Here is a 21,342-nt window from a genome sequence, read left to right as displayed (position 1 = left end):
TTGACTGAAAAAATTGTTGGACTTCCACCAGAGGTAACAAAGGAAGCAAAGGTATTAATTTTAGGTTCTATGCCAAGCGCACTATCGTTGGGATATCAAGAATATTATGGGAATCCTCGCAATCATTTTTGGAAGATTATCTATGGATTATTTGGAGAAGATATACCTAATAGTTATGAGGAAAAAATTGGTTTTGTGAAACAAAGGGGTATTGCACTTTGGGATACTATTGGAACATGTTACCGTGAGGGGAGTTTGGATTCTTCTATCAAGGGTGAAGAGCCAAATGATATTCCAAGCTTACTAAAAGAATACTTATCAATACAACTGATTGCATGTAACGGAACAAAGTCTTTTCAAACGTTAACTAAGTACTTTTCGCCAGTGATGCTTTCGAACGTATCAGTTATTAAGCTTCCTTCTTCTAGTCCAATTCCTGGTAGATTTAATAAAACCTATAAAGAAAAGCTGGAGATATGGAAACAAATTCTGCAGTATTTATAGAAAAATATGTAATTTTCAAAAAAGTGTTGTGTAGGACATATCCAATTCGGTATAATTGAATTTGGGAGTGTCGTCAGCCTAAAAGTAGGGCGAGTCGTAAGCTGCAACTTACGACTCGGACAATTTTCGTAGGCTGCGGCGACTTCCGTTCTTGGTGAAAAAGGTAATTATCCTGGTTCCGTATGAGATACAGGGTGATTACTTTTTTTCACGGGTGTTCACAACTAACAATACAAGTGTTGAGAACATAATCATCAGCTCAATAGTCTTGTCAATCGGGATCACAAGCTTCAGCCCCTTTCATGGGGGATTTTTTGAAGCCGCCGATATCGCCAATATATTAAGTCGGTTCTCTGCCTACAGTATTGTCCACTTCATTATACTACATATAAAGGGCTCTCGTATCGAGATTATTGTGAAATGGTAAAATATTCTCATAATTTTAGAATACTACTGAAAAATACCTATCCGTAGCGTTTTTTAGAGAAGTTTGTCGTTCAAGGGACTATGGGACTAGAGTAGTCTTCAACGTTTTTTGGCAAAGGAAATGTTATATTCTTGGGAGATGAATACTATGAAGAAAATAATCTTAGCTGGTGGAACGGGCTTTATTGGTACATACTTTGAACAAAGATTTAGAGAGCTTGGATATCAAGTCTTGATTATATCTAGACAGGAAAACCATATTTCTTGGGACGATAAGGAAGGAATTATTAATGCTCTTGAGGGTGCTGATCTTATAGTAAATCTAGCAGGAAAATCGATTAACTGCCGATATAATGATAAGAATAAACAAGAAATCATTCATTCAAGAATTGCAACAACGAAAAAACTAAGAGAATGCATGTTAGCATGTAACCACCCACCAAATGTATGGATGAATTCGAGTACTGTGACCATCTATCGAGATGCAGAAGACCGACCGATGACAGAGGCTGATGGTGAAATTGGTACAGGCTTTTCAGTGGATGTAGCTTCAAAGTGGGAAGAAGAATTCTTGAAATTTGATTTACCGAATACAAGACAAATTGCCCTTCGTATCGCTATTGTGCTAGGAAAAGATGGAGGTGCGTTTACACCTTACCGGAATTTAGTAAAGTTTGGGCTTGGTGGAAAGCAAGGAAATGGTAAACAAAAAATTAGTTGGATTCATATTGAAGATCTATTCCGGATTGTTCTTTTTCTTCTCGATAGAAAAGATTTGAAAGGGGTATTTATTTGCTCATCCCCTAATCCTGTCAGTAATGAAGAGTTTATGATGTCGCTTCGTAAAAGTATGGGGAAGAGATTGGGATTACCTGCGACAAAGTGGATGTTAGAATTAGGGGCGTTTTTGATTCGAACAGAGTCGGAATTAGTATTAAAGAGCCGTTGGGTCCTTCCGGGAAAATTGAACCAAGCTGGATTTGAATTTTCTTATAGTGAGCTAGAAAGTACTTTTCAGGATATAATATGAAAGCTTGGACAAGTGTGGATAGGTACTGTGCGGTAATCTTTGGTTGAGCACCATACCCGCTACGAAAAAGCACTCCGCTAGTATTGGTGGATCTTAACTAGACGCTTTTAAAGGCATCCTTAAACCCTCTTCAAAATGATGTATTGGTGCACCCCCATTCTTCATTTCAACCATGTATCTACTTTAAAATGATGTATAGCTCAATAATTACTGAAGTTTACTGCATAGTTTATATCACCTGCACGGCTCAGATAACTCCGCAATAAGACTACTTGCTTTAAAAAACGTAACATTCTCTATTCAGCATTTTCAAAGTAATCCACTAAGAGACGTATGTATTATAGGACCAAGTCACATACATTCATATATATCTTTAGGTAATTTTAATATGCTTACTACTATCATCCTTGTATTTGCGATAGAAACTAACCATTGGCTCCAATGTGTCTTTTATATCGGGGCAACCGATACCTGAGCCTTCCAAATCTCGTGTTGCTTGGCTGCAGTCGTATGACGAATGAATCGTGAAGTAATCCAGCGCCTCCACTTCAGCTTGCAACCATTTACGAATTGGTTTTAACCGTAGAGATGCTTTAGCTGCTGTTAGCGGGATTCTACCTTTTGGTACTCTACCTAAGTATTCCTTGGTTAGCATTTTCTGCAGTTCCCACATTTTATATGGCTTGGGATCCGTTAAATGATAGGTTTTTCCTTCCCCAATTGGATGAATTGCTAGATAACTTGTTGCTTCTAACACATAGTCTGAAGGTACAAAATTCCCCTCTGCTGTTCCTTTCCCAAAATAAGGAATTATCGGTAGAAATTTTAATTTATCCAGTACATTTAACTGAAAATATAAGCCATCAAACTTAATCGTCTCACCTGTTTTAGAATGGCCTTTTACTACACCTGGACGGATGATAGTCGTTGGTATTTTTTCCATAATGTCTTGCACTAGAATTTCAGCTAAGTACTTGGTATGCTCATAATGATTACGAAATTCTTGTCCTTTCTTCAATTCGTCTTCAAAAATTTTACCTTCTCTTTTACCGGAAACGTATGCAGTACTGTAGTAAATATAACGCTGGAGCTTTCTAAGATTCGATAACCAATTGTTAACATTTTTGGTCCCGTTAACATTAACCTGATATGCTGTTTCTTGTGGAACCGCCAAGTCATAGATTGCTGCTAAGTGAAAGACATGGGTAACCTGTTGTGATAATTCTTCTAATATCTTCGGATCTAGTCCAATATCTTCCTTTGTTATATCTCCAGTCATGATTGTAAATAGCTCCGTTGCTATCCCAGCTTGATTAACAATTTCATTTAAAGTACTTTCAGCAAGCTCCTTTTGGCTTGGTAATATTAATAAATACATATGATTTATTTTCTCTCGGTAATCACAGATCATCTGCTTTATTAAACTTGAAGCAAGAAATCCTGGAAACCCAGTAATAAAAAATGAATAATTCATGATTTTACCCCCTTTCCCTTTTAATTCGACAATTACAAACGAATTTCCTTTTTGGACAAATTTTTTAATTTTATTGAGATGTACTATGTTAAAATAATAATAATTATTTGAAATATTATTAGGCTAGGAAAGAAGGGTATTATGAAATATTTTTGGGTTCGATTCATCGTATTTGTTGCACTTTGGACCTATTCTATTATTCAATACAGTAATAATTTTGGATTGAGTATATTGTTTTTTGCAGGGGCATTGGGGATATTTTTCTTCCTGTCTTTACAACGGGTCTTTGTTTCCTTATACATACTAATGTCGGTTGTCATTGTATTTCACGATGTACTTATCACGGATGGAAATCTGTTTACCATCATTTTATTATTTTATGTTTCTATCATAGCATCCCTACGTTTACGAGAAAGTAAGCTACTCATCTTTCTCGGTATCAATTTAATTTTTTCTATCACCAATGGCTATTTCCTGGGGCATAATATGATTGGTGTAACGCTTATTGCGCTATTAATATATTTTGTCATAGTATCACTAAATGAGTCACGAGTTCAGTTAATAGAGCAACGAAATTTATATGAACAATTGTTAGGGGAATATCGTAAGCAAAAAAGGATTATTCTACTTGCGGAACAAGATGCTCGAACAGAGGAAAGGAATAGAATTGCACGAGATATTCATGATTCTGTCGGCCATCGATTAACGGCATTAATCATGAAACTTGAAATGCTGGCAATTCAGACCAAAAATGAAGATTATCGTGATTTAAAGAGAATGGCAGAGGAGAGTCTGGGTGAAACCCGTCATGCTGTAAAAACACTGCAATCTGATGATAGTGAGGGAATTGCTACAGTTGTGAATCTTATTCGTAAACTGGAAGCAGAGAGTCAGATAGTTATTCAGTTTACAATAAAACAAGGGGTTCTAACGGTTCCTTTATCAAATCAAAATAGTGTGGCTTTATATCGTGTTATACAGGAGGGCTTGACGAATGCTATGCGTCACGGTCATTCAAGAGAAGTACAGGTAGTCTTAGGGAAGTCGGCTATTGGTGATGTAACGTTTGAGGTATCGAATGCTAATTATGAGAGTAAGCCTTTTGAATTAGGGTTTGGTTTAACAAATATGAAAAAGAGAATAGAAGAAATAAATGGTCGCTTGGATATATACCAAAGAGAGAATAAATTTACCATTTCTGGTATTATTCCAGCTGTGAATGGGGGATAAGTTATGTGGCGAGTAATGTTGGTAGAAGATCAGGTTATCGTGAGGCAGGGATTGAAGGTAATTCTTGAGCAAGATGAGAATATCAAGGTGACACATGAGGCTGAGAACGGTGCAGAGGCCATCACAATTTTAGAAAAATACTCTGTTGATTTTGTGATGATGGATGTGAGAATGCCTGTGATGAACGGGCTGGAGGCCACAAGAGTTATCAAAAAACAGTGGCCAGATGTGAAAATATTAATCTTAACTACGTTTAATGATGATGAATATGCCTTAGAAGCCTTAAAGGAAGGTGCGAATGGTTTCTTATTGAAAACCGCAGACTCAGCAAAGTTAATTGAAGCGGTTTATAGTTGTATGAGTGGTGGTCTAACAATCCATGATGAGGTAGCGGCAAAAGTGATGCCAAGGCTACTACAACGTGAAAAAAAGGAAGTAATAACTATAAATTTATCTCCTAGAGAATTAGCAATCACTAAGTTAGTCGGAGTTGGAAACACAAATAAGGAAATTGCCGATGAACTTTATTTATCTATTGGTACTGTGAAGAATCATATTACACACATTCTTCAAAAGACAGGATTGCGAGATAGAACACAACTCGCTATTTATGCGATTAAACATGAATTGTAATCTATTAAAGGCTATTAATAGAAACACCGGGGTTTTCTATTAGCCCGTTATGTTGAACAAACATGAATAAAACCTTATGAGATACGGGCTTTTCTACCAACTTTACATACTAACCTCATTAAATAAGTGTGCAATGGAGGGAAAATTGCAAATATAACATCCATAGTTTTTCTCATGGGCATCGGACAAATGATAGGTTTATTTTTATGAACTCCATCAATGGTAGCTTTTGCAAGTTTTTGTGGAGACATTAATTTTTGTTTCTTCAATTGCTGTGTCATAACAGATTTATCGATTTTAATTGCTTTCGCTTCATTAAAAATGGGTGTATCAACAAATGTTGGGCAAAGTGTGCTCACTTTAATACCAAATTCTTCCGCTTCATAATGAAGAGAAGTAGTTAAACCTACTACTGCATGCTTAGTTGTTGCGTAGGGTGTAGACATAGGAGATGGTCCAAGTCCTGCGGCTGAGGATGTGTTTACGATATGTCCGAAGCCTTGTTCTTTCATAATTTTATATCCAATTTCAGTACCATAGATGACTCCCCATAAATTAATGTCCATGATTTCTTTCCAATCTTCTATCGTCGTGTCATACACTTCACCATACATAGCAATTCCAGCATTATTAAAGAGATAATCTAGCCTACCAAATTCTTGATAAATTTCCTTAATCACATTTTCAAAGTTCTTGTAATTGGTTACATTCAAATGAACAAACCTAGAAGTTATGAATTCATTATTAAGTTCTGCTTCAAGCGTCAGCCCATTTCTTTCATTAATATCTGCGATAATGACAAATACATTGTTAGCTACTAACTCTTTGCAGATTTCCTTGCCTATTCCTGATGCAGCACCGGTTACTATAGCAACTTTCCGATTTTCCTCCACGCCAATCTCTCCCTTATGGTGATAATCCTATGAACCATATACTAGCTATACTCCTATAACTAAATTATACATTCATCATAATTTAATTGTATGTAATTTTCCTAATAAATAAATTAATTTAGGGCATAATTCATTTTATTGTCACATTATGATACTTCAGCTAGTTTCTCTTTTACTATTTCAACTCCCTTTGTGCGCAAATGTACATCTTCAATATTTTGTAATATCTAGAGCAAATTATAGGTACTTCTTCCCATTATAATGAAAGTAAGGATCATAAAAAGAAGGTGTTCTAGATGCTTGATATTATGTTGGAGGAATTTCCATTTTCTTCACTTTGGAATTCGGGATTATTTCTATTTATAGCGTTTACAGCTGTAATCTATTTATTTATCCTACCACAGGAAAAGAATCATCCATTATGGAAGTCAACAGTATTCTTTCTTGGACTTGTTACATTATTCTTCAGTACTGCTAGTCCACTAAACATAGTTGGTAGAATTCAGTTTAGTGCACATATCGTACAGATTGTTTTACTTTGTTATATTGCACCACCACTTCTTATAATTGGGATGAATAGAAAAATATTGGATTATGCCTTTAAGATAAGATATTTTGCTAAAGTAATTAATTTTTCCACGAAACCATTCGTTACGATTAGTCTATTCTTTTTTGCGTTATACGCCTACCATCATCCACCAATCTTTGATCAGGCTAGAGTAGATTTGTATGGAAATTATTTATATTTATTCTTTATGTTTCTTACGGCTATCCTATTATGGGTGCCAATTATATCGCAAAAAAGCACAAAAAAACTGACTGCCATCTATCATCTAATTTGCGTGGCTTTTAGTATGCCGCTTGGTGGTATACTACTTTTTTCAAAAGATATTCTCTATCAAGCCTATACAGACTTAACGACGTTTACCCAAGCTTTAGAAGTCTGCTTGCCAACAGGGCAAACACTCTCTCCAGAGTTAGTGTTAATGCTACTTCCTTTTGAGCCAATAGGGGAGCAGCATATAGGTGGAGTAATTTGGTTAGCAGCAGGACTGATAATTTTTAGTATCTCGTTATTGGTTAATAGAAAGATAGTTAAATAAGTCAGAAGGAGCTCTCTAGGTTAATAGAGAGCTTTTTTTTATGGAAAGAATAGTGGATAAGTGGAATCAAGAAATAAGACGATAATATATTTCATGCATGGCAAAAAGGAAGAGTCACGCAATAAGAGCGGGAACTAGTGCCGTATCTTAGTTAGAATACATAAGCGTAATTCAAGTCACTTGAGCCTATCCGAATTTCTCACGAACATACCTTACCCACGCTGGAAACTGCCATGGCCACGTGATATTCCAAGGACCTCGGAAATAATCCATTGTCTTGTAACTATTCTAACGTCCTCCGCGAGTTATAACATGTCACACTAATCTTATCTATATTCGAATCGCCTACATCCCCCTCTAACCCCTTACCTCGATATAACTTACGAAAGTGACTCAAGTCATGGTCCATTTTCATATTCAAATGACTCCAGATAGTATTTATTCCTTACAAACTGCCGTATTCTGATGGTAGGAGGGGAATCGAATGATTGAATTAGTCGATTTAACAAAGAAATTTAAACAAATATACGCGGTGAAAAATTTAAGTATGTTTATTGAACGAGGGGAAATTGTTGGATTATTAGGACCAAATGGTGCGGGTAAATCAACAGCCATATCGATACTTTCGTCTTTAGTCGAGCCATCAGGTGGGGATGTCCGATTTGAAAATAAAAGTATTTTAAAACATCCCGCTCCATTTCGGAAAGTAGTTGGGATGGTTCCGCAGAATATAGCATTATATAGTGATTTAACTGCTGAAGAAAATTTATTATTTTTCGGTAGAATCTATCGATTGCGTGGGAAAGAATTGGAACGAAAAGTCGATGAAGTACTTGAACAAATTGGCCTTACCGATCGTAGGAGGGACGTGGTTAAGAAATTCTCTGGTGGGATGCAGCGAAGACTTAATATTGGTGTAGCTATGTTACACGATCCAGAATTACTCATAATGGATGAACCAACCGTGGGAATTGATCCACAGTCTAGAAATTATATTTTAGAGACAGTGAAGCGACTTAATGAAGAACGAAAAATGACCGTGTTATATACGAGTCATTATATGGAGGAAGTAGAATTTCTTTGTGATCGTATATATATCATGGACAAAGGAAATCTTATTGCTTCCGGAACAAAGGATGAAATTAAACAGATCCTTTCGTCTGAAAAAACGATATCAATAACAATGGAGCGGTTAAACGAAGAATTTCTGGATTCATTAAAAGAAAATCCATTAGTGAATCGTGTAACGATTGGGGAAAAAGAGGTTACAATTCTCGTTCCTCGAGATATTAATATCTTCTCGGAGATTATTAAACTAGCAGAGTCTACTGGTATTGAGTTGAATTCAGTAGATAACAAAACACCTACCCTTGAAGATGTATTCTTACATCTAACTGGTAGAGCTTTAAGGGATTAGAGGTGAAAAAATTGATTTGGCAAATTATTAAAAAACAGGGGCTGTTATTTTGGCGTAATCCTCAGCAGTTATTACTTCTTGTAGCGTTACCTATCATACTAATTGCAATATTAGGCGCGGCTTTAGGTAGTGACTTTGAAAATGAAAGTAGTCCAATTAAGATGAAGGTTGCTTTTATGGAAAATGTGGGAGAACAGGAACAAATTGATCAATTTATTACTGATTTACATGAAAAGCTTCCAAGTAAAGCAGTTAAGGAAATTGAATCTAATATTGAAAATATGGCACCAATAAACAGTATAAAAGCTGTGTTCGAGAGTGAAGAGGTTAGTGATTTTCTGGAAATCACATATATAGAACCATCTGAAAAAAATAAAATAGTAGAAGACGATTCTTATTCAGCTATTGTGGAGGTTCCAGAGAGTTTTTCCTATGATGTTCTGGACTTTATGGTCCTTGGAAATACAGAAGCACCTACTTTAACTGTAACCTACAACGAAGAACAACAGGTTAGAACAAGTATTGTTTCAAGCTTTTTAACACAATTTCAAGAACAACTTACAAAGGGAGCATTTTTAGGTAAAAATGGGATTGATGTATCCACAATTAACTTCCAAGAAATCAAAGGTGAAGTAATCTCAATTAATGAGAAGAAACCAGTATCCGCAAGTGCATATTACACAATTGGTATGACGGTAATGAATGTATTGTTCCTAGCAGGTGCCATTGGTTATTATGCTTATCACGAAAAGGAATTAAATGTGTTTAATCGGATAATCATGGCAAATGTTTCAAGATGGGTTTATTTTTCAGGAGTTTTGGCATCGGGTACAATTTTCGCATTTATCCAAAGCTTGATTATTTTCACGTTTTCATGGCTTGTCTATGGGATTCGTTTCCCAAATGTCATTGATTTTCTAGTTGTAACGCTATCATTTTCTTTTGCAATTGGTGGTCTTGCTGTTTTACTATCCGCATTAAATTACCGACTGAATTCAGAGACAATCACAAATTTCTTTATGAATATTATTGCTACATTGCTAGCTGTACTTGGAGGGAGCTTCTATCCAATTGGGGATTTTTCACCATTAATTCAAAGTCTTGGAAATATGACTCCAAACGGTGCGGGTTTAACTGCATATATAACTTTATTAAGAGGAGATGGAATTGCTGGAATTGTTGATAGTGTAATGTATCTATTGATTTTTGCCTTAATGACTGTTGTAGTGGCAGCATTATGTTTTCCGAAGAGAGGGGTGTCGGCATGATCGGTATATTACTAGCAAAATTAAAAAGCTTTATTCGAAACCCATGGACTTTTCTAATATTTACTTTCATGTCGATGTTTTTTGCCTTTATTTTTGGTGGAACGAGCGTAGAAAAAGCTTATGTTCCTATCCATGCAGTAAATGAAAATATAAAAGATTCTTTTATTGGTCAACAACTTAAAGAGCAGGAAGGATTCCACTTCAGTTGGATGACGGAAGGAGATTTAAGAGAAAAAATTGAGACCGGAAAGGCAGAAATTGGTGTTGTTTTACAAGAAAATGATTATAGTATTATCGTTGGTGTAAATTCTTTTAATACTGATTTAGTACAACAAATCATTTCTGGAATATACCAGGAAAAAATTGAACGGGAACAAATTCTATTAGCTTTTGAACAAGGGGCTAGCGATGAAAGTAATATATTAACCGAGATGGATCAAGCGATGGAGAAACCAATTTTTAAGATTGAATCAGCAAGTTTTCGAGGGGAAGGAGCTTTTGTCTATGATAATTCCTTACATCGAATATTTGGCTTTTCATTATTCTTTGTCATTTACACCATTGCTTATAATGTCTTACCGATTCTTATTGAAAAAAGGGAAGGCATTTGGGACCGTATGATATTGTCACCTTTAAAAAAATCTGAGATGTATATAGCCAATTTATTGTATAGCTTTATTACTGGTTACTTACAGGTACTCGTTATATTTCTAATGTTCCGGTACGTGGTAGGAGTTGATTTTCACGATAGGTTCTTTGAAACGTTACTACTTTTAATTCCATATGTATTCTCAATTGTTGCACTTACTATGTTAATTACAGCAATTGTCAAAAATGTCCGACAATTCAATGCTGTATTACCAATCATTGCCGTTAGTATGGCAATGATTGGTGGAGCCTATTGGCCAATTGAAATAGTTGAATCAAAATTATTGCTTATATTGGCAAAGTTTAATCCACTTACCTATGGAATGGAAGTGCTGAACGGCGTAGCAGTTTATTCATATCCATTGGAAGAATTATTGTTTCCAATTAGTGTTTTAGTATTAATGGGAGTAACCATGATCGGATTAGGGATTCATTTAATGGAGCGAAGGCATATTTGATTAATCAGAATGTAAAATAGATAGAAATTGATTCAGAAAAAGTAAAATTATTGGATGCTCACAACTGCCAGTAAATACATGATATCTAGTCAACCATAGAAAAAGGCATCATCTCACAATAGATGGTGCCTTTACAAATATATACCAATGAAATAGTGTGAAAATTTTTAGTATAATAGTATTATAGACAACAAGAGTCCACATCTAGGGGGAAGTAAGGTGAAAAAAAAGATATTAAAAATTGTAGCGGGACTTTTTGTAGCACTGTTGATTATAGATGTTATTGCTAGTTTTTATTTCTATGATCTTGCCATTAATCGCGGACCAAAGGATTTCCTGAGTGGGAATAAGGATCTGGAAGTATCAGCAGAAACTATGGAGGTTTTGCTTGATGGAGGCTGGCGTGATTGGGTAGCAAATCAGGAATTTGAATCTATTGAAATGACTTCAGGAGATGGATTACTTCTTCAAGGTTATTTCTTAGAGGCGAAAGAGCCCACGAATAAGCTAGTCATTGCAGCACACGGGTATTTAGGACGCGGCAGTGACATGGGGCTTTATGGTCAGTACTATTATGAAGAACTGGGCTATCATTTTTTTACAGCTGATTCTCGTGGTCATGGAAGAAGTGAAGGTGACTACATAGGATTTGGTTGGCCGGATCGACTAGATTATGTGGACTGGATAAACTTAATGATAGAAAAGCTTGGACCAGATACGGAAATTATTTTACATGGTCTATCCATGGGAGCTGCAACTGTTCTCATGACAGCTGGAGAAGATCTTCCAAATAACGTGAAATTGGTCATTGCAGATAGCCCGTATACAAGTGTTCATGATTTATTTTCCTACCAGATAAAAAGAATGTTTAATCTACCATCTTTTCCTTTCATTCATTCTGCGAGCTTAGTAACAAAAGCTAAAGCTGGTTATTCATTTACAGAGGCATCAGTTCTGGAACAAGTGAAAGAAGCAGATGTTCCTATTCTTTATATTACTGGTAATGGAGACACTTTTGTCCCGACAGAAATGACGCAAGAACTTTATAAAAACACGAATAGTAAAGCAGAAATTGTTACGTTTGATGGAGCAAATCATGGTGAATCGTTTGTGATGGATGATGAGAAGTATATCAGGGTGTTGAAAGAGTTTTTGGATGAGAATTTGGAAGAATAGTTTACCTATCTATGGAAGGCAAAGGGATACAAATCAAAAAATGATTTGTATCCCTTTTTTTAGTTGCTTAACTTTATTTTTATCCAGCATGAAGAGACAATTGCCCACCTTATTGGGTATTTTTCTAATGGCTAAAATGAAACATTTCGGATGTGATATACGTAGAAATAGTAATATGTTAATTTCTACATAGATTAGGTTGTGAATTATGGAGTTTTTTTCTACCTTACCAATGTATAAAAACTCGGATAAGCCGATCAATATCAATGATTCTAGTAATGTGAACATTGGATATATAAAGCGAAGTTACAAAAGTTTTTTTATAAGTTACTTTCTTATTTACCATTATCTTTTCTGGAAACTAGAAATATTACAGGTGAATTTAACGAGTACAAATTAAAAATAGTTGAACAAGGCTTTAAATCGAATTTACTCAAACTAAAGAGGGATGTCTTTTTACAAAATAGTAGGGATCAAGAGGCTTATTTTTTAGAGGACAAAACTAAAGTTAGTACAAATCCTCGAATGCTTTATCATAAAAATATAAAAAGTTATCTATTTCAAAAAGATCTGGTAAGCCGTACTTGCCAGGTTTACTGCAGAGACACTAATATGATATGTGCGGAAATTAAGATAGAAAAGCTAATTCCAACGTCAGTAAAGATTATTGATAAAACAAATGAGCTTACAATCATTGAATTAATCAGTATCTTTTATATTATGAAATTGGTTTACTAGTCCTAAGTCAATTGAAATTTTACACCTTTTGGAGAGTCCATATATTGTATTTTAATCGTACCAAAAGTTTAGGTTATAATAATCCCTGAAGGAGAGGATAAAATGGGACATATAGGAAGAGTTAACTTTATTTTACTGTTCGGAATTATATTATCCATTCCTTTGATGATTAACTATTATGTAATTAAAATATTAATAACACTTTTGTCGTTTTTTTTCATTAGTTGGGACTACACACATAAGGAATTGTTAATTGTATTATTTACCTGTATGTTACTTGGAATCTTATTTGGTATATATGTTCAGAGTAAGAGAATGGTAGTAGCATCAATGGAGCAAGAAGGTAATGGAAATTCTTATTTGAAAATCACATTTCATAATAAAGAACTTCTGAGAAATACCGATAAAGTTAAAATTGTCTGGGACTTTGAACAGGAAATTATTCAATCTATAAATTATCGTTCGAAATTAAAAATCCCATATGATAGCAATAGTATTAATGCAATGAAGGGTCCTATAAAAGTAAATTTCATAGATGATAATGGATACGTTATTTACAAAACTAAAACAGTATAACGGTTCTCAAGTCTATACTGAAAACTATTAAAAAGCGGATGTCCCATTATTTTTGTGACACCCGCTAATATATTGCTTACAAATACTTCGCAAACCAATCACAAATATAATTCAATCGCTCCATACGTAATTCCGGCTTGCCACTTCGGCTTAACTCATGGTTAGAGCCAGGGAAGCGAACAAATTCAGTTTCTTTCTTAAGATGTTTTAGTGTGACAAATAATTGCTCACCTTGTTCGATTGGACAGCGATAATCGTTCTCGCTATGCAAGATTAATAGAGGTGTTTCTACTTTGTCAGCATATTTCAATGGGGAAATATCCCATAGTGATTCAGGATTTTCTAGTAAATCATAGCCATGTTGCCATTTGTTAAAGAAGTAACCAATATCACTTACACCATAGAAGCTTAACCAGTTACTGATTGAACGTTGTGTAACAGCTGCTTTGAAGCGGTTTGTATGACCAACAATCCAGTTAGTCATGAATCCACCATAGCTTCCTCCAGTTACACCAAGACGATCTTTATCAATAAAGTCGTATGTTTCAACAGCATAGTCTACAGCAGACATTAAGTCACGATAGTCTCCGCCACCATAATCTCCACGGCAGGCATTTACAAATTCTTGTCCATAACCATGACCACCACGTGGGTTAGTATATAGAACTACATATCCTTGAGCAGCTAAAAGTTGCATTTCATGGAAGAATGTTTGCCCATACATGACATGTGGTCCACCATGAATCTCCAGTACCATTGGATATTTTTTTCCTTCTTCAAAGCCAAACGGGCGTAATAGCCATCCATGTACATCCCAACCATCTTCGGCTTTAAAGGAAATCGACTCAGGTGTACCTACTTCCACTTCATCAAGAAAATCTCTATTGGCATCTGTTAGTTGTTTTGCCTTTAGTGAATTATCTAGTAAATAGAAATTACAAGGAACTGTTGGGCTACTTACGCCTACTATAAATGCATCGTGGGTTGTATTATAAGAGAAACCAAATACATGGCAATCCACATTGTAAAGTTCTTTCAAATCACCTTGAAGACTTACTTCGTAAAGGTTTGTTGCTCCCTTGTCAGAGCCAATGAAAAATATACGATTCTCATCCTGTGACCAAACAGGACCATTTTCTGAAGAACCTAAGCGAGTATCTCCAGCAATCATATCTCCTAATTGGAAGTCCCAGCCTTCACTTAGATTAGTGTGTTCTTTTGAATCGACATCATAGATATATAGTTTGGTTAATGTTGCATTTAAGAACTCTTGCTTATGACCTAAATAAGCAATCTTATTACCACTTGGAGAGAATTTAGCAGTGTAGTAAGAACCCTCACCGTCCGTTAATTTGGTTATTTCTTTTGTTGCAACATCTAATGAATATACATCGCTTTTTAATTCATATTCTTCCTCTTCACTTAGGTTAGCTGCAAATAAGATAGTCGATCCATCAGGAGAGATATCTTGGAATCCGTGATGATGATTTCCAGTTGTTAGCTGCGTGAAGGTTTCTTTTTCTACATCATATAGGACAATTTGTGATTTTTTATCATCTAAAAATCCTTGTGCATCAGATTTATAGCGTAAGTTTTTAACATGTAGTGGCTTTTTGCTTTTTTCTTCTTTTTCTTTTTTCATTTCTTCTTTGGAAAGTTCTTTTTGATTTGTAACAACTTCATCTTGTTCTAATGAAGCAGTGAAGATAATAAACTTACCATCTTTAGACCATTCTGGACTTACCGCACCATTTTTGAATGTAGTAAGCTGTCTAGCTTCTCCACCATCTAGTGGAAGTAACCATAATTGTGGAACTCCGCTTCGGGTTGACTGGAAAACTACTGATTTCCCATCTGGTGAAAAGCGAGGATTATTGTTTTTATCATGGCCAAATGTCCATTGTTTTGATTTCTCTTCATCTACGTTTTGTAAGAATAAATTAGATTCATATTCTTTCTTATCATTTACAGTGGTGGAAACATATGCGAAAGACGTTCCGTCAGGTGAAAACTGTGGGTCGCTGAAAACATCGAGATTCATGAAATCATCGGTAGATATTGCACGTTTTGCCATTGAGAAAAACCTCCAAATATAAGTAGTATTTTGAAAACTTGTTCTTATTCTAAACTATTTCGAGTTACGAAGCAATTAGGAAATGCTAGTTTTCAAGATTTTGTTTTAGACTCCGTAAAAACTTGTTCAACTGTCTTCGGTTTATAAAAATATGTATGTCCTTATTTCGTAATGTTGCTAGTCTATCATGCATTTTAGGGGCTTTATTTCTATTATAATTTTTGGTCCATAAGATAAAGTCCCAATCTAGTTTTTCTGGACAATCCTTCCCAATGTCTGACCTCGTTTTCTTTCGATACATGATTCGTCTTTTGGTAATCCCATATAAACATTGAAGTGTTGAATAGTTTAAGAAGATAATAGTATCAGCATCTTCCAATCTTTTTGGTAATGATATACTATAATTACCATCGATAATCCAGCTATCTTGCATCAAAAGCTCATCATGTCTTTTTAGAAACACCGATTCCTCTGCCGGTTTCCAACCTGGTTCCCAATATAGGGCATCCATATGATAGGCCGGTATTTCTAATAATTGTCCAAATTGTTTAGCAAGGGTAGACTTTCCAGATCCAGGATTTCCTAGTATGGTTATTTTTTTCATATATTCCTCCTTTGAAACAAAATATTCTGAACGTTAACTATGAAATTTTAGGCTGTCTCGTTAGGAGGCACCATATCCTGAGACAGCCATGTATTAAACGTTAGCAATTAAATTTTCTTGAATGTTTGCATCCTTTTCATAGGCAGCTTGTAGTTTTCTAGTTATGGTTCCTGGTTTTCCATCCCCAACTTGACGACCATCCACGGATACAACTGGTGTAATTTCGGATGTGCTACTAGATAAAAATAACTCATCTGCTTCAGCGATGTCTTCGATTAAAAAGGCATCCTCTATTAATGGGATTTGTAGTTCTAGTACAAATCGTTCAATTGCCATACGGACACAACCATGTAAAATATTTCGCGTTGTTGGATGTGTATAAATTCTTCCATCCTTGACTAAATAAACATTAGAAGCGGAACATTCCGTTACATGACCATCACGGTGAAGGATTGCTTCATAACAACCATTTTCTTTTGCTTCCTGCTTTGCCATAACATTTGGCAATAAATTAAGGCTCTTGATATAGCAATTTTCCCAACGAATATCACGGTGTGTAATAACAGGTACACCGCTTTTTAAGGTTGATAGATTACGAGGTAAAGATTGAACATAGGCATAGATATTCGGTTCAACACCTTCTGGATAAACATGGTCTCTAGGTGCAGACCCTCTAGATACTTGCATATATAGTTTTGCATCTTCGACCATATTATTTCGATTCAATAATTCTAATAATAACTCTTTCAATTCCTTTTTTGATTGAGAGAGTTTAATTTTAATAGCTTCTGCAGAACGATATAAACGGTCCAAATGCTCATCAAGTAAATAGTAGTTTCCATTGTAAATACGAATTACTTCATATACACCATCCCCAAACTGAAGAGCGCGCTCCTCTAATGGAAATTTCAAACTGTCACGATGTATAAACTTATCTTGAGATAATATAACTGGAAAGACTGACAACCCATTCCCCTCCTTAGTGTTATGACTATTTTATTACTTCCTTATGTGGTTGTAAATGATTGTTTGTATATACTATTCGTGCGAACATATTTCGTTATTAGAGGCAGATATGGAGTAGGGGAATATATTCATTTTTACCAATGATTTAGACCTAGCAGCTACCATTAGTAATTTATATGAAAATTTTACTTGCCAATCTATAAAGTTCTTGATATAATAAATTCTGCATTCAAAAAAACAACTTGTTAATTATATTTCTTTCCCAATACACAATGCGGGTGTAGTTTAATGGTAAAACTCCAGCCTTCCAAGCTGATGTCGTGGGTTCGATTCCCATCACCCGCTCCATACATATGTCCTAACGCAGTATTTCGTAATAACTTACGAAGTGTTGCGTTTTTCCTTTTCTTCAATAAAAATCCTCAGATTACTTAACAAATTATTTTCCAAGTAGTATCTTAGAGTTAGCGAAACATGACATCAGAAGGGAGGCACTGTACATGAATACAAATCAATTGAAACAAGAAATCATCGATTATAGCAAAGAAATTGGAATCGATAAAATAGGTTTCACAACAGCAGATGTTTTCAGTGAATTGAAAGAACGTCTAAAACGTCAACAAGAATTAAACTATCATTCTGGTTTTGAAAAAGGTTCCAATGAAGAACGTACAGAACCACGGCGATTATTACCAGAAGCTCAATCCATTATCTCTATTGCAGTTGCCTATCCTTCACGTTTGAGAAAAGATGCACCAAAGAGTACAAAAGAAGAGCGTAGAGGTTTTTTCTGTCGTGCTTCATGGGGAGTAGATTATCATGATGCACTTCGGGAACGGTTAAGAAAATTAGAGACCTTTATTCATGAGAAAGTAAAGGATGCAGTAACGAAAATAATGGTTGATACCGGTGAATTATCAGATAAAGCTGTGGCGGAACGTGCTGGTGTTGGATTCGTTGGAAAAAACACCATTCTGATTACAGAAGAATATGGTTCCTTTGTTTACCTTGGTGAATTGATTACCAACATACCATTTGTGCCAGATACCCCAGCAGAAGATGGATGTGGAGAATGCCGTAAATGTATAGATGCATGTCCAACAGGTGCTATTATTCAAGGTGGACAACTGAATGCACAGCGTTGTATTGCATTTTTAACACAAACAAAGGATTTCCTACCAGATGAATTTCGAAGTAAGCTCGGGAACCGAGTTTATGGTTGTGATACATGCCAACTTGTTTGTCCGAAGAATAAGAAAGTTGATTTTCATCTACATCCAGAATTTGAACCAGAAAATGATGTTGCAAAGCCGAAGTTGAAACCAATGCTTACAATCTCGAACCGTGAATTTAAAGAAACATTTGGCCATATCGCTGGCTCTTGGCGAGGCAAGAAGCCAATTCAGCGTAATGCTATAATTGGGCTTGGTCACTATAAAGATAAAACAGCAGTGGATGATTTAATTACTGTCATGTTGCAGGATCCCCGTCCAGTTATACGTGGTACAGCAGCATGGTCTCTTGGGAAAATTGGAACAGAAGAAGCATTTACTGCAATTCAAGAAGCAATGCAAAAAGAAGAAGACACGGATGTACTCTTCGAAATGGAAAAGGGTTTAGCCTTTCGGGATGTGCAACTCACAAAGAAATAGGGGAGGAGATGATGTACCTTTATTATGGAGAAATCGAAACACCTATAGGGATTTTACTAGCAATTAGTGATGGTGAAAAAATAGTTAGGATTGATTATGGAGCATACGCTGACAATCAAGAAAAACTGATAAAATGGACGAAGCGATATTTTAAGGAATGGCAAGCAATTCATGTACCTGAAAAAGTCACTCAAGTTGAAAAACAATTGCAAGAGTATTTTCGTAAAGAAAGATTAGTGTTTGAATTTGGATATTCTTTTTATGGCACAGATTTCCAGAAGAAAGTCTGGCAAGTTCTACTAAACGAGCTTCCGTTTGGTAAATCGAAATCTTACAAAGATATTGCAGTAGCAATTGGTAATCCAAAGGCCGTTCGAGCAGTTGGTGGGGCTGTAAATAAAAATCCATTTTCTATTGTTGTTCCCTGTCACAGAGTGGTGGGGGAAAGTGGAAAATTAGTTGGTTATAATGGTGGTTTAGATAGAAAAGAATATTTATTAAAGCACGAAGAAATATTGCTTTAGACAAGCATTCCCTCCATATATTCTAATGGAGGGGATTTTTATGAAGTCATTGGAAAATTTTTGGGAAGAACTCTTTGGATCGGATTCTCCAACATTAGATTGGTGGGAACGGCATCAGGCATTAAATGAAAAGCGAAATGTAAAGCTCGTGAAAGTAAATGGGAAGGGTCATATTTACCAACGAATGAAATATGACCAAGAGGAAAAAGTTTATTATCACCTTCATCTTTCCATGCTGATGAAACAGGGTAAGCATTTTTTTAGAGAAGAGAGAACCATTCCTTATGAATTCAGATTAAAAGATGGAGAGATTATTGATCATAGGCATACTGAAATCAATGGACAGGAAGAACCGACAGAAAAATTAATTCCTGATACGGAAAAAGTCGATAACCAAGAACGGTTTGTCTATGATAGACTTGCAGCTGTTCAGTACGCTGAAAGATGGTGGAACAGTTATAATCCCCAGTATCAGAAGTTTGATGTGGACTGTACAAATTATGTTTCACAATGCTTGCGAGCAGGAGGGGCACCAATGCGAGGTGCACCAAATCGAAATCAGGGTTGGTGGTACTCAGGAAGCAGTAGGAGTTATAGTTGGGCAGTTGCCCACTCATTACGATGGTATTTATCAGGGTCTGCACAGGGGTTAACAGGAACTGAAGTGGATTCTCCGGCAGAACTACAACCTGGTGATATTATTTGTTATGATTTCGAGGGGGATGGTAGGTGGAATCATAATACGATTGTTGTCGCGAAAGGTGCCGATGGAATGCCGCTTGTTAATGCCCACACATCCAATAGCCGTCAGCGTTACTGGTCCTATGAGGATTCTACAGCTTACACACCAAACATTCAATATAAGTTTTTCCGTATTGGGTAAAAGTGATATAATGATAAAGTTGATTATGCAAAGGAAAAGAGCAAGGAGAAATGAATTGTGAGTGTACATGTTGTATTATTTGAACCAGAAATCCCAGCCAATACAGGGAATATCGGAAGAACTTGCCTAGCCACCGATACAAAACTACATCTAATCCATCCACTTGGATTCTCTACCGAGGATAAAGCGGTTCGGCGAGCAGGATTAGATTATTGGAAAGATGTTGATATCGAGGAACATCATACAATATTTAACTTATATGATAAATATCCAGAAGGTAAGTTTTACTATATTGAAAACTTCGGGACGAAGCACTATACCGATTTTGATTTTAGTAATTCTGAAGAAGAATTATTCTTTGTTTTCGGAAAAGAATCTACTGGAATTCCAAAGGAACTATTAGTAGGAAAAGAGGACCAATGCCTCAGAATTCATATGAATGATAAAGTTCGTTCCTTGAATTTATCGAATACTGCTGCAATTATTGTTTATGAGGTATTAAGGCAGCAGAGGTTTCCATATTTAAAGTAAACTTTGCGCTATTCACTTTGTGAGTAGCGTTTTTTGTATGGAGTGTTGGGAGTATGATTTTCGGATTAGGGGCTAAGCTCGGGAATTCCGGGCAGATGAATGCTTGGTTTGGGTGCAAGTTCCAGCTACCTGGTCATAAGGTTCCTGGTATCGGGTCCAAGCTCCGGATTCCTGGACAGTTTAAACACGGTTATTGCCCATACTCCCAATCATCGGGTTTATATAATTGGTTATTGCGGCTAACCCCAAACTAAACAAAAAAACTAGCCCTCCAAAAAGAGCTAGTTTTACTAACATTATTGATTTTTTTTTGGTACTCCTGGTTTTGCCTCGTATCCAGCAGCAAAGATTGATACTAGGAATGTAACGATAACACCCATAAGAAGTGCTAATTTCATTATGTAATCCTCCTTTAATTAATTCCATATGTAAAAAGAAAGCTTATTATATCTGTCCCCATTATAGCGAAAAAATTACAGAAAGTGAACTATGAATGGTTACAAAAACGTGAACAGATAAATTAGAAAATTCACT

The 21,342-nt window shown here is 35.7% G+C and carries 19 protein-coding genes, 1 tRNA gene and 1 pseudogene; 16 read left to right on the top strand and 5 right to left on the bottom strand.

What is annotated here, in order from left to right:
• Together TY11_RS17740 and TY11_RS17735 are read left to right on the top strand one after the other, a co-directional pair.
• A complete protein-coding gene (locus TY11_RS17740) occupies positions 1–504 on the top strand; it encodes a DNA-deoxyinosine glycosylase (protein ID WP_042149376.1) in 504 nt (167 codons plus the stop codon).
• A gap of 574 nt (positions 505–1,078) precedes the next feature.
• Complete coding sequence (locus TY11_RS17735; protein WP_042149374.1) at positions 1,079–1,960, top strand: TIGR01777 family oxidoreductase; 882 nt, start codon at positions 1,079–1,081, stop codon at positions 1,958–1,960.
• A 373-nt stretch (positions 1,961–2,333) separates the two neighbouring features.
• On the opposite strand, the gene TY11_RS17730 is transcribed toward TY11_RS17735, so the two are convergent.
• A complete protein-coding gene (locus tag TY11_RS17730) occupies positions 2,334–3,434 on the bottom strand; it encodes an SDR family oxidoreductase (protein WP_042149371.1) in 1,101 nt (366 codons plus the stop codon).
• 141 nt (positions 3,435–3,575) lie between these two features.
• Here TY11_RS17730 and TY11_RS17725 point away from each other — a divergent pair, with 141 nt between their 5' ends.
• Together TY11_RS17725 and TY11_RS17720 are read left to right on the top strand one after the other, a co-directional pair.
• Entirely contained in the window at positions 3,576–4,664 is a 1,089-nt protein-coding gene (locus TY11_RS17725; RefSeq protein ID WP_042149368.1) for a sensor histidine kinase, read from the top strand.
• A gap of 3 nt (positions 4,665–4,667) precedes the next feature.
• Positions 4,668–5,297, top strand: a complete 630-nt coding sequence (locus tag TY11_RS17720; RefSeq protein WP_042149366.1) for a response regulator transcription factor — start codon at positions 4,668–4,670, stop codon at positions 5,295–5,297.
• 74 nt (positions 5,298–5,371) lie between these two features.
• Here the strand turns inward: TY11_RS17720 and TY11_RS17715 are convergent, their stop codons facing one another.
• On the bottom strand, positions 5,372–6,190 hold the full coding sequence (locus TY11_RS17715; protein WP_042149364.1) for an SDR family NAD(P)-dependent oxidoreductase: 819 nt from the start codon (positions 6,188–6,190) through the stop codon (positions 5,372–5,374).
• A gap of 296 nt (positions 6,191–6,486) precedes the next feature.
• Here TY11_RS17715 and TY11_RS17710 point away from each other — a divergent pair, with 296 nt between their 5' ends.
• From TY11_RS17710 to TY11_RS17685, 7 genes and pseudogenes are all read left to right on the top strand, one after another.
• Positions 6,487–7,293 (top strand): cytochrome c oxidase assembly protein, encoded by an 807-nt coding sequence (locus TY11_RS17710; RefSeq protein ID WP_042149362.1) that lies wholly within the window; start codon positions 6,487–6,489, stop codon positions 7,291–7,293.
• A 484-nt stretch (positions 7,294–7,777) separates the two neighbouring features.
• Entirely contained in the window at positions 7,778–8,710 is a 933-nt protein-coding gene (locus TY11_RS17705) for an ABC transporter ATP-binding protein (protein WP_042149359.1), read from the top strand.
• An 11-nt stretch (positions 8,711–8,721) separates the two neighbouring features.
• Entirely contained in the window at positions 8,722–9,978 is a 1,257-nt protein-coding gene (locus TY11_RS17700; RefSeq protein WP_042150386.1) for an ABC transporter permease, read from the top strand.
• On the top strand, positions 9,975–11,084 hold the full coding sequence (locus TY11_RS17695) for an ABC transporter permease (protein ID WP_042149355.1): 1,110 nt from the start codon (positions 9,975–9,977) through the stop codon (positions 11,082–11,084). The genes TY11_RS17700 and TY11_RS17695 overlap by 4 nt, the downstream gene beginning before the upstream one ends.
• Positions 11,085–11,303: 219 nt before the next feature.
• Positions 11,304–12,260 (top strand): alpha/beta hydrolase, encoded by a 957-nt coding sequence (locus TY11_RS17690; protein WP_042149352.1) that lies wholly within the window; start codon positions 11,304–11,306, stop codon positions 12,258–12,260.
• 208 nt (positions 12,261–12,468) lie between these two features.
• A pseudogene (locus TY11_RS21190) lies at positions 12,469–12,998 on the top strand (tubby C-terminal domain-like protein).
• 102 nt (positions 12,999–13,100) lie between these two features.
• Positions 13,101–13,574, top strand: coding sequence for a hypothetical protein (locus TY11_RS17685; protein WP_042149349.1), 474 nt, complete (start codon positions 13,101–13,103; stop codon positions 13,572–13,574).
• A gap of 76 nt (positions 13,575–13,650) precedes the next feature.
• Here TY11_RS17685 and TY11_RS17680 read toward each other — a convergent pair whose 3' ends face one another.
• From TY11_RS17680 to dat, 3 genes are all read right to left on the bottom strand, one after another.
• Positions 13,651–15,648 (bottom strand): S9 family peptidase, encoded by a 1,998-nt coding sequence (locus TY11_RS17680; RefSeq protein WP_042149347.1) that lies wholly within the window; start codon positions 15,646–15,648, stop codon positions 13,651–13,653.
• An 85-nt stretch (positions 15,649–15,733) separates the two neighbouring features.
• Positions 15,734–16,252, bottom strand: a complete 519-nt coding sequence (locus TY11_RS17675) for a P-loop NTPase family protein (protein WP_042149344.1) — start codon at positions 16,250–16,252, stop codon at positions 15,734–15,736.
• Between the two features lie 93 nt (positions 16,253–16,345).
• Positions 16,346–17,218, bottom strand: coding sequence for a D-amino-acid transaminase (dat, locus tag TY11_RS17670; protein WP_042149341.1), 873 nt, complete (start codon positions 17,216–17,218; stop codon positions 16,346–16,348).
• 274 nt (positions 17,219–17,492) lie between these two features.
• Between dat and TY11_RS17665 the strand changes: the two genes are divergently transcribed.
• The 5 genes from TY11_RS17665 (at position 17,493) to TY11_RS17645 (ending at position 20,808) form a co-directional block, all read left to right on the top strand.
• Positions 17,493–17,566, top strand: a tRNA-Gly gene (locus tag TY11_RS17665).
• Between the two features lie 152 nt (positions 17,567–17,718).
• A complete protein-coding gene (queG, locus tag TY11_RS17660) occupies positions 17,719–18,870 on the top strand; it encodes a tRNA epoxyqueuosine(34) reductase QueG (protein ID WP_042149338.1) in 1,152 nt (383 codons plus the stop codon).
• A gap of 11 nt (positions 18,871–18,881) precedes the next feature.
• Positions 18,882–19,394 carry a methylated-DNA--[protein]-cysteine S-methyltransferase gene (locus tag TY11_RS17655; RefSeq protein WP_042149334.1) on the top strand — a complete coding sequence of 171 codons (513 nt, stop codon included), beginning with the start codon at positions 18,882–18,884 and terminating at the stop codon, positions 19,392–19,394.
• Positions 19,395–19,434: 40 nt separating this feature from the next.
• On the top strand, positions 19,435–20,277 hold the full coding sequence (locus TY11_RS17650; RefSeq protein WP_042149331.1) for an amidase domain-containing protein: 843 nt from the start codon (positions 19,435–19,437) through the stop codon (positions 20,275–20,277).
• A 57-nt stretch (positions 20,278–20,334) separates the two neighbouring features.
• Positions 20,335–20,808, top strand: coding sequence for a tRNA (cytidine(34)-2'-O)-methyltransferase (locus TY11_RS17645; protein ID WP_042149326.1), 474 nt, complete (start codon positions 20,335–20,337; stop codon positions 20,806–20,808).
• Positions 20,809–21,342: the final 534 nt, after the last annotated feature.

The sequence above is a fragment of the Paucisalibacillus algeriensis genome, assembly GCF_000577245.1.
Lineage (GTDB): Bacteria > Bacillota > Bacilli > Bacillales > Amphibacillaceae > Ornithinibacillus.
The sequence above is the reverse complement of the archived record's forward strand: the minus strand, read 5'-3'. Positions and strand labels throughout refer to the sequence as shown.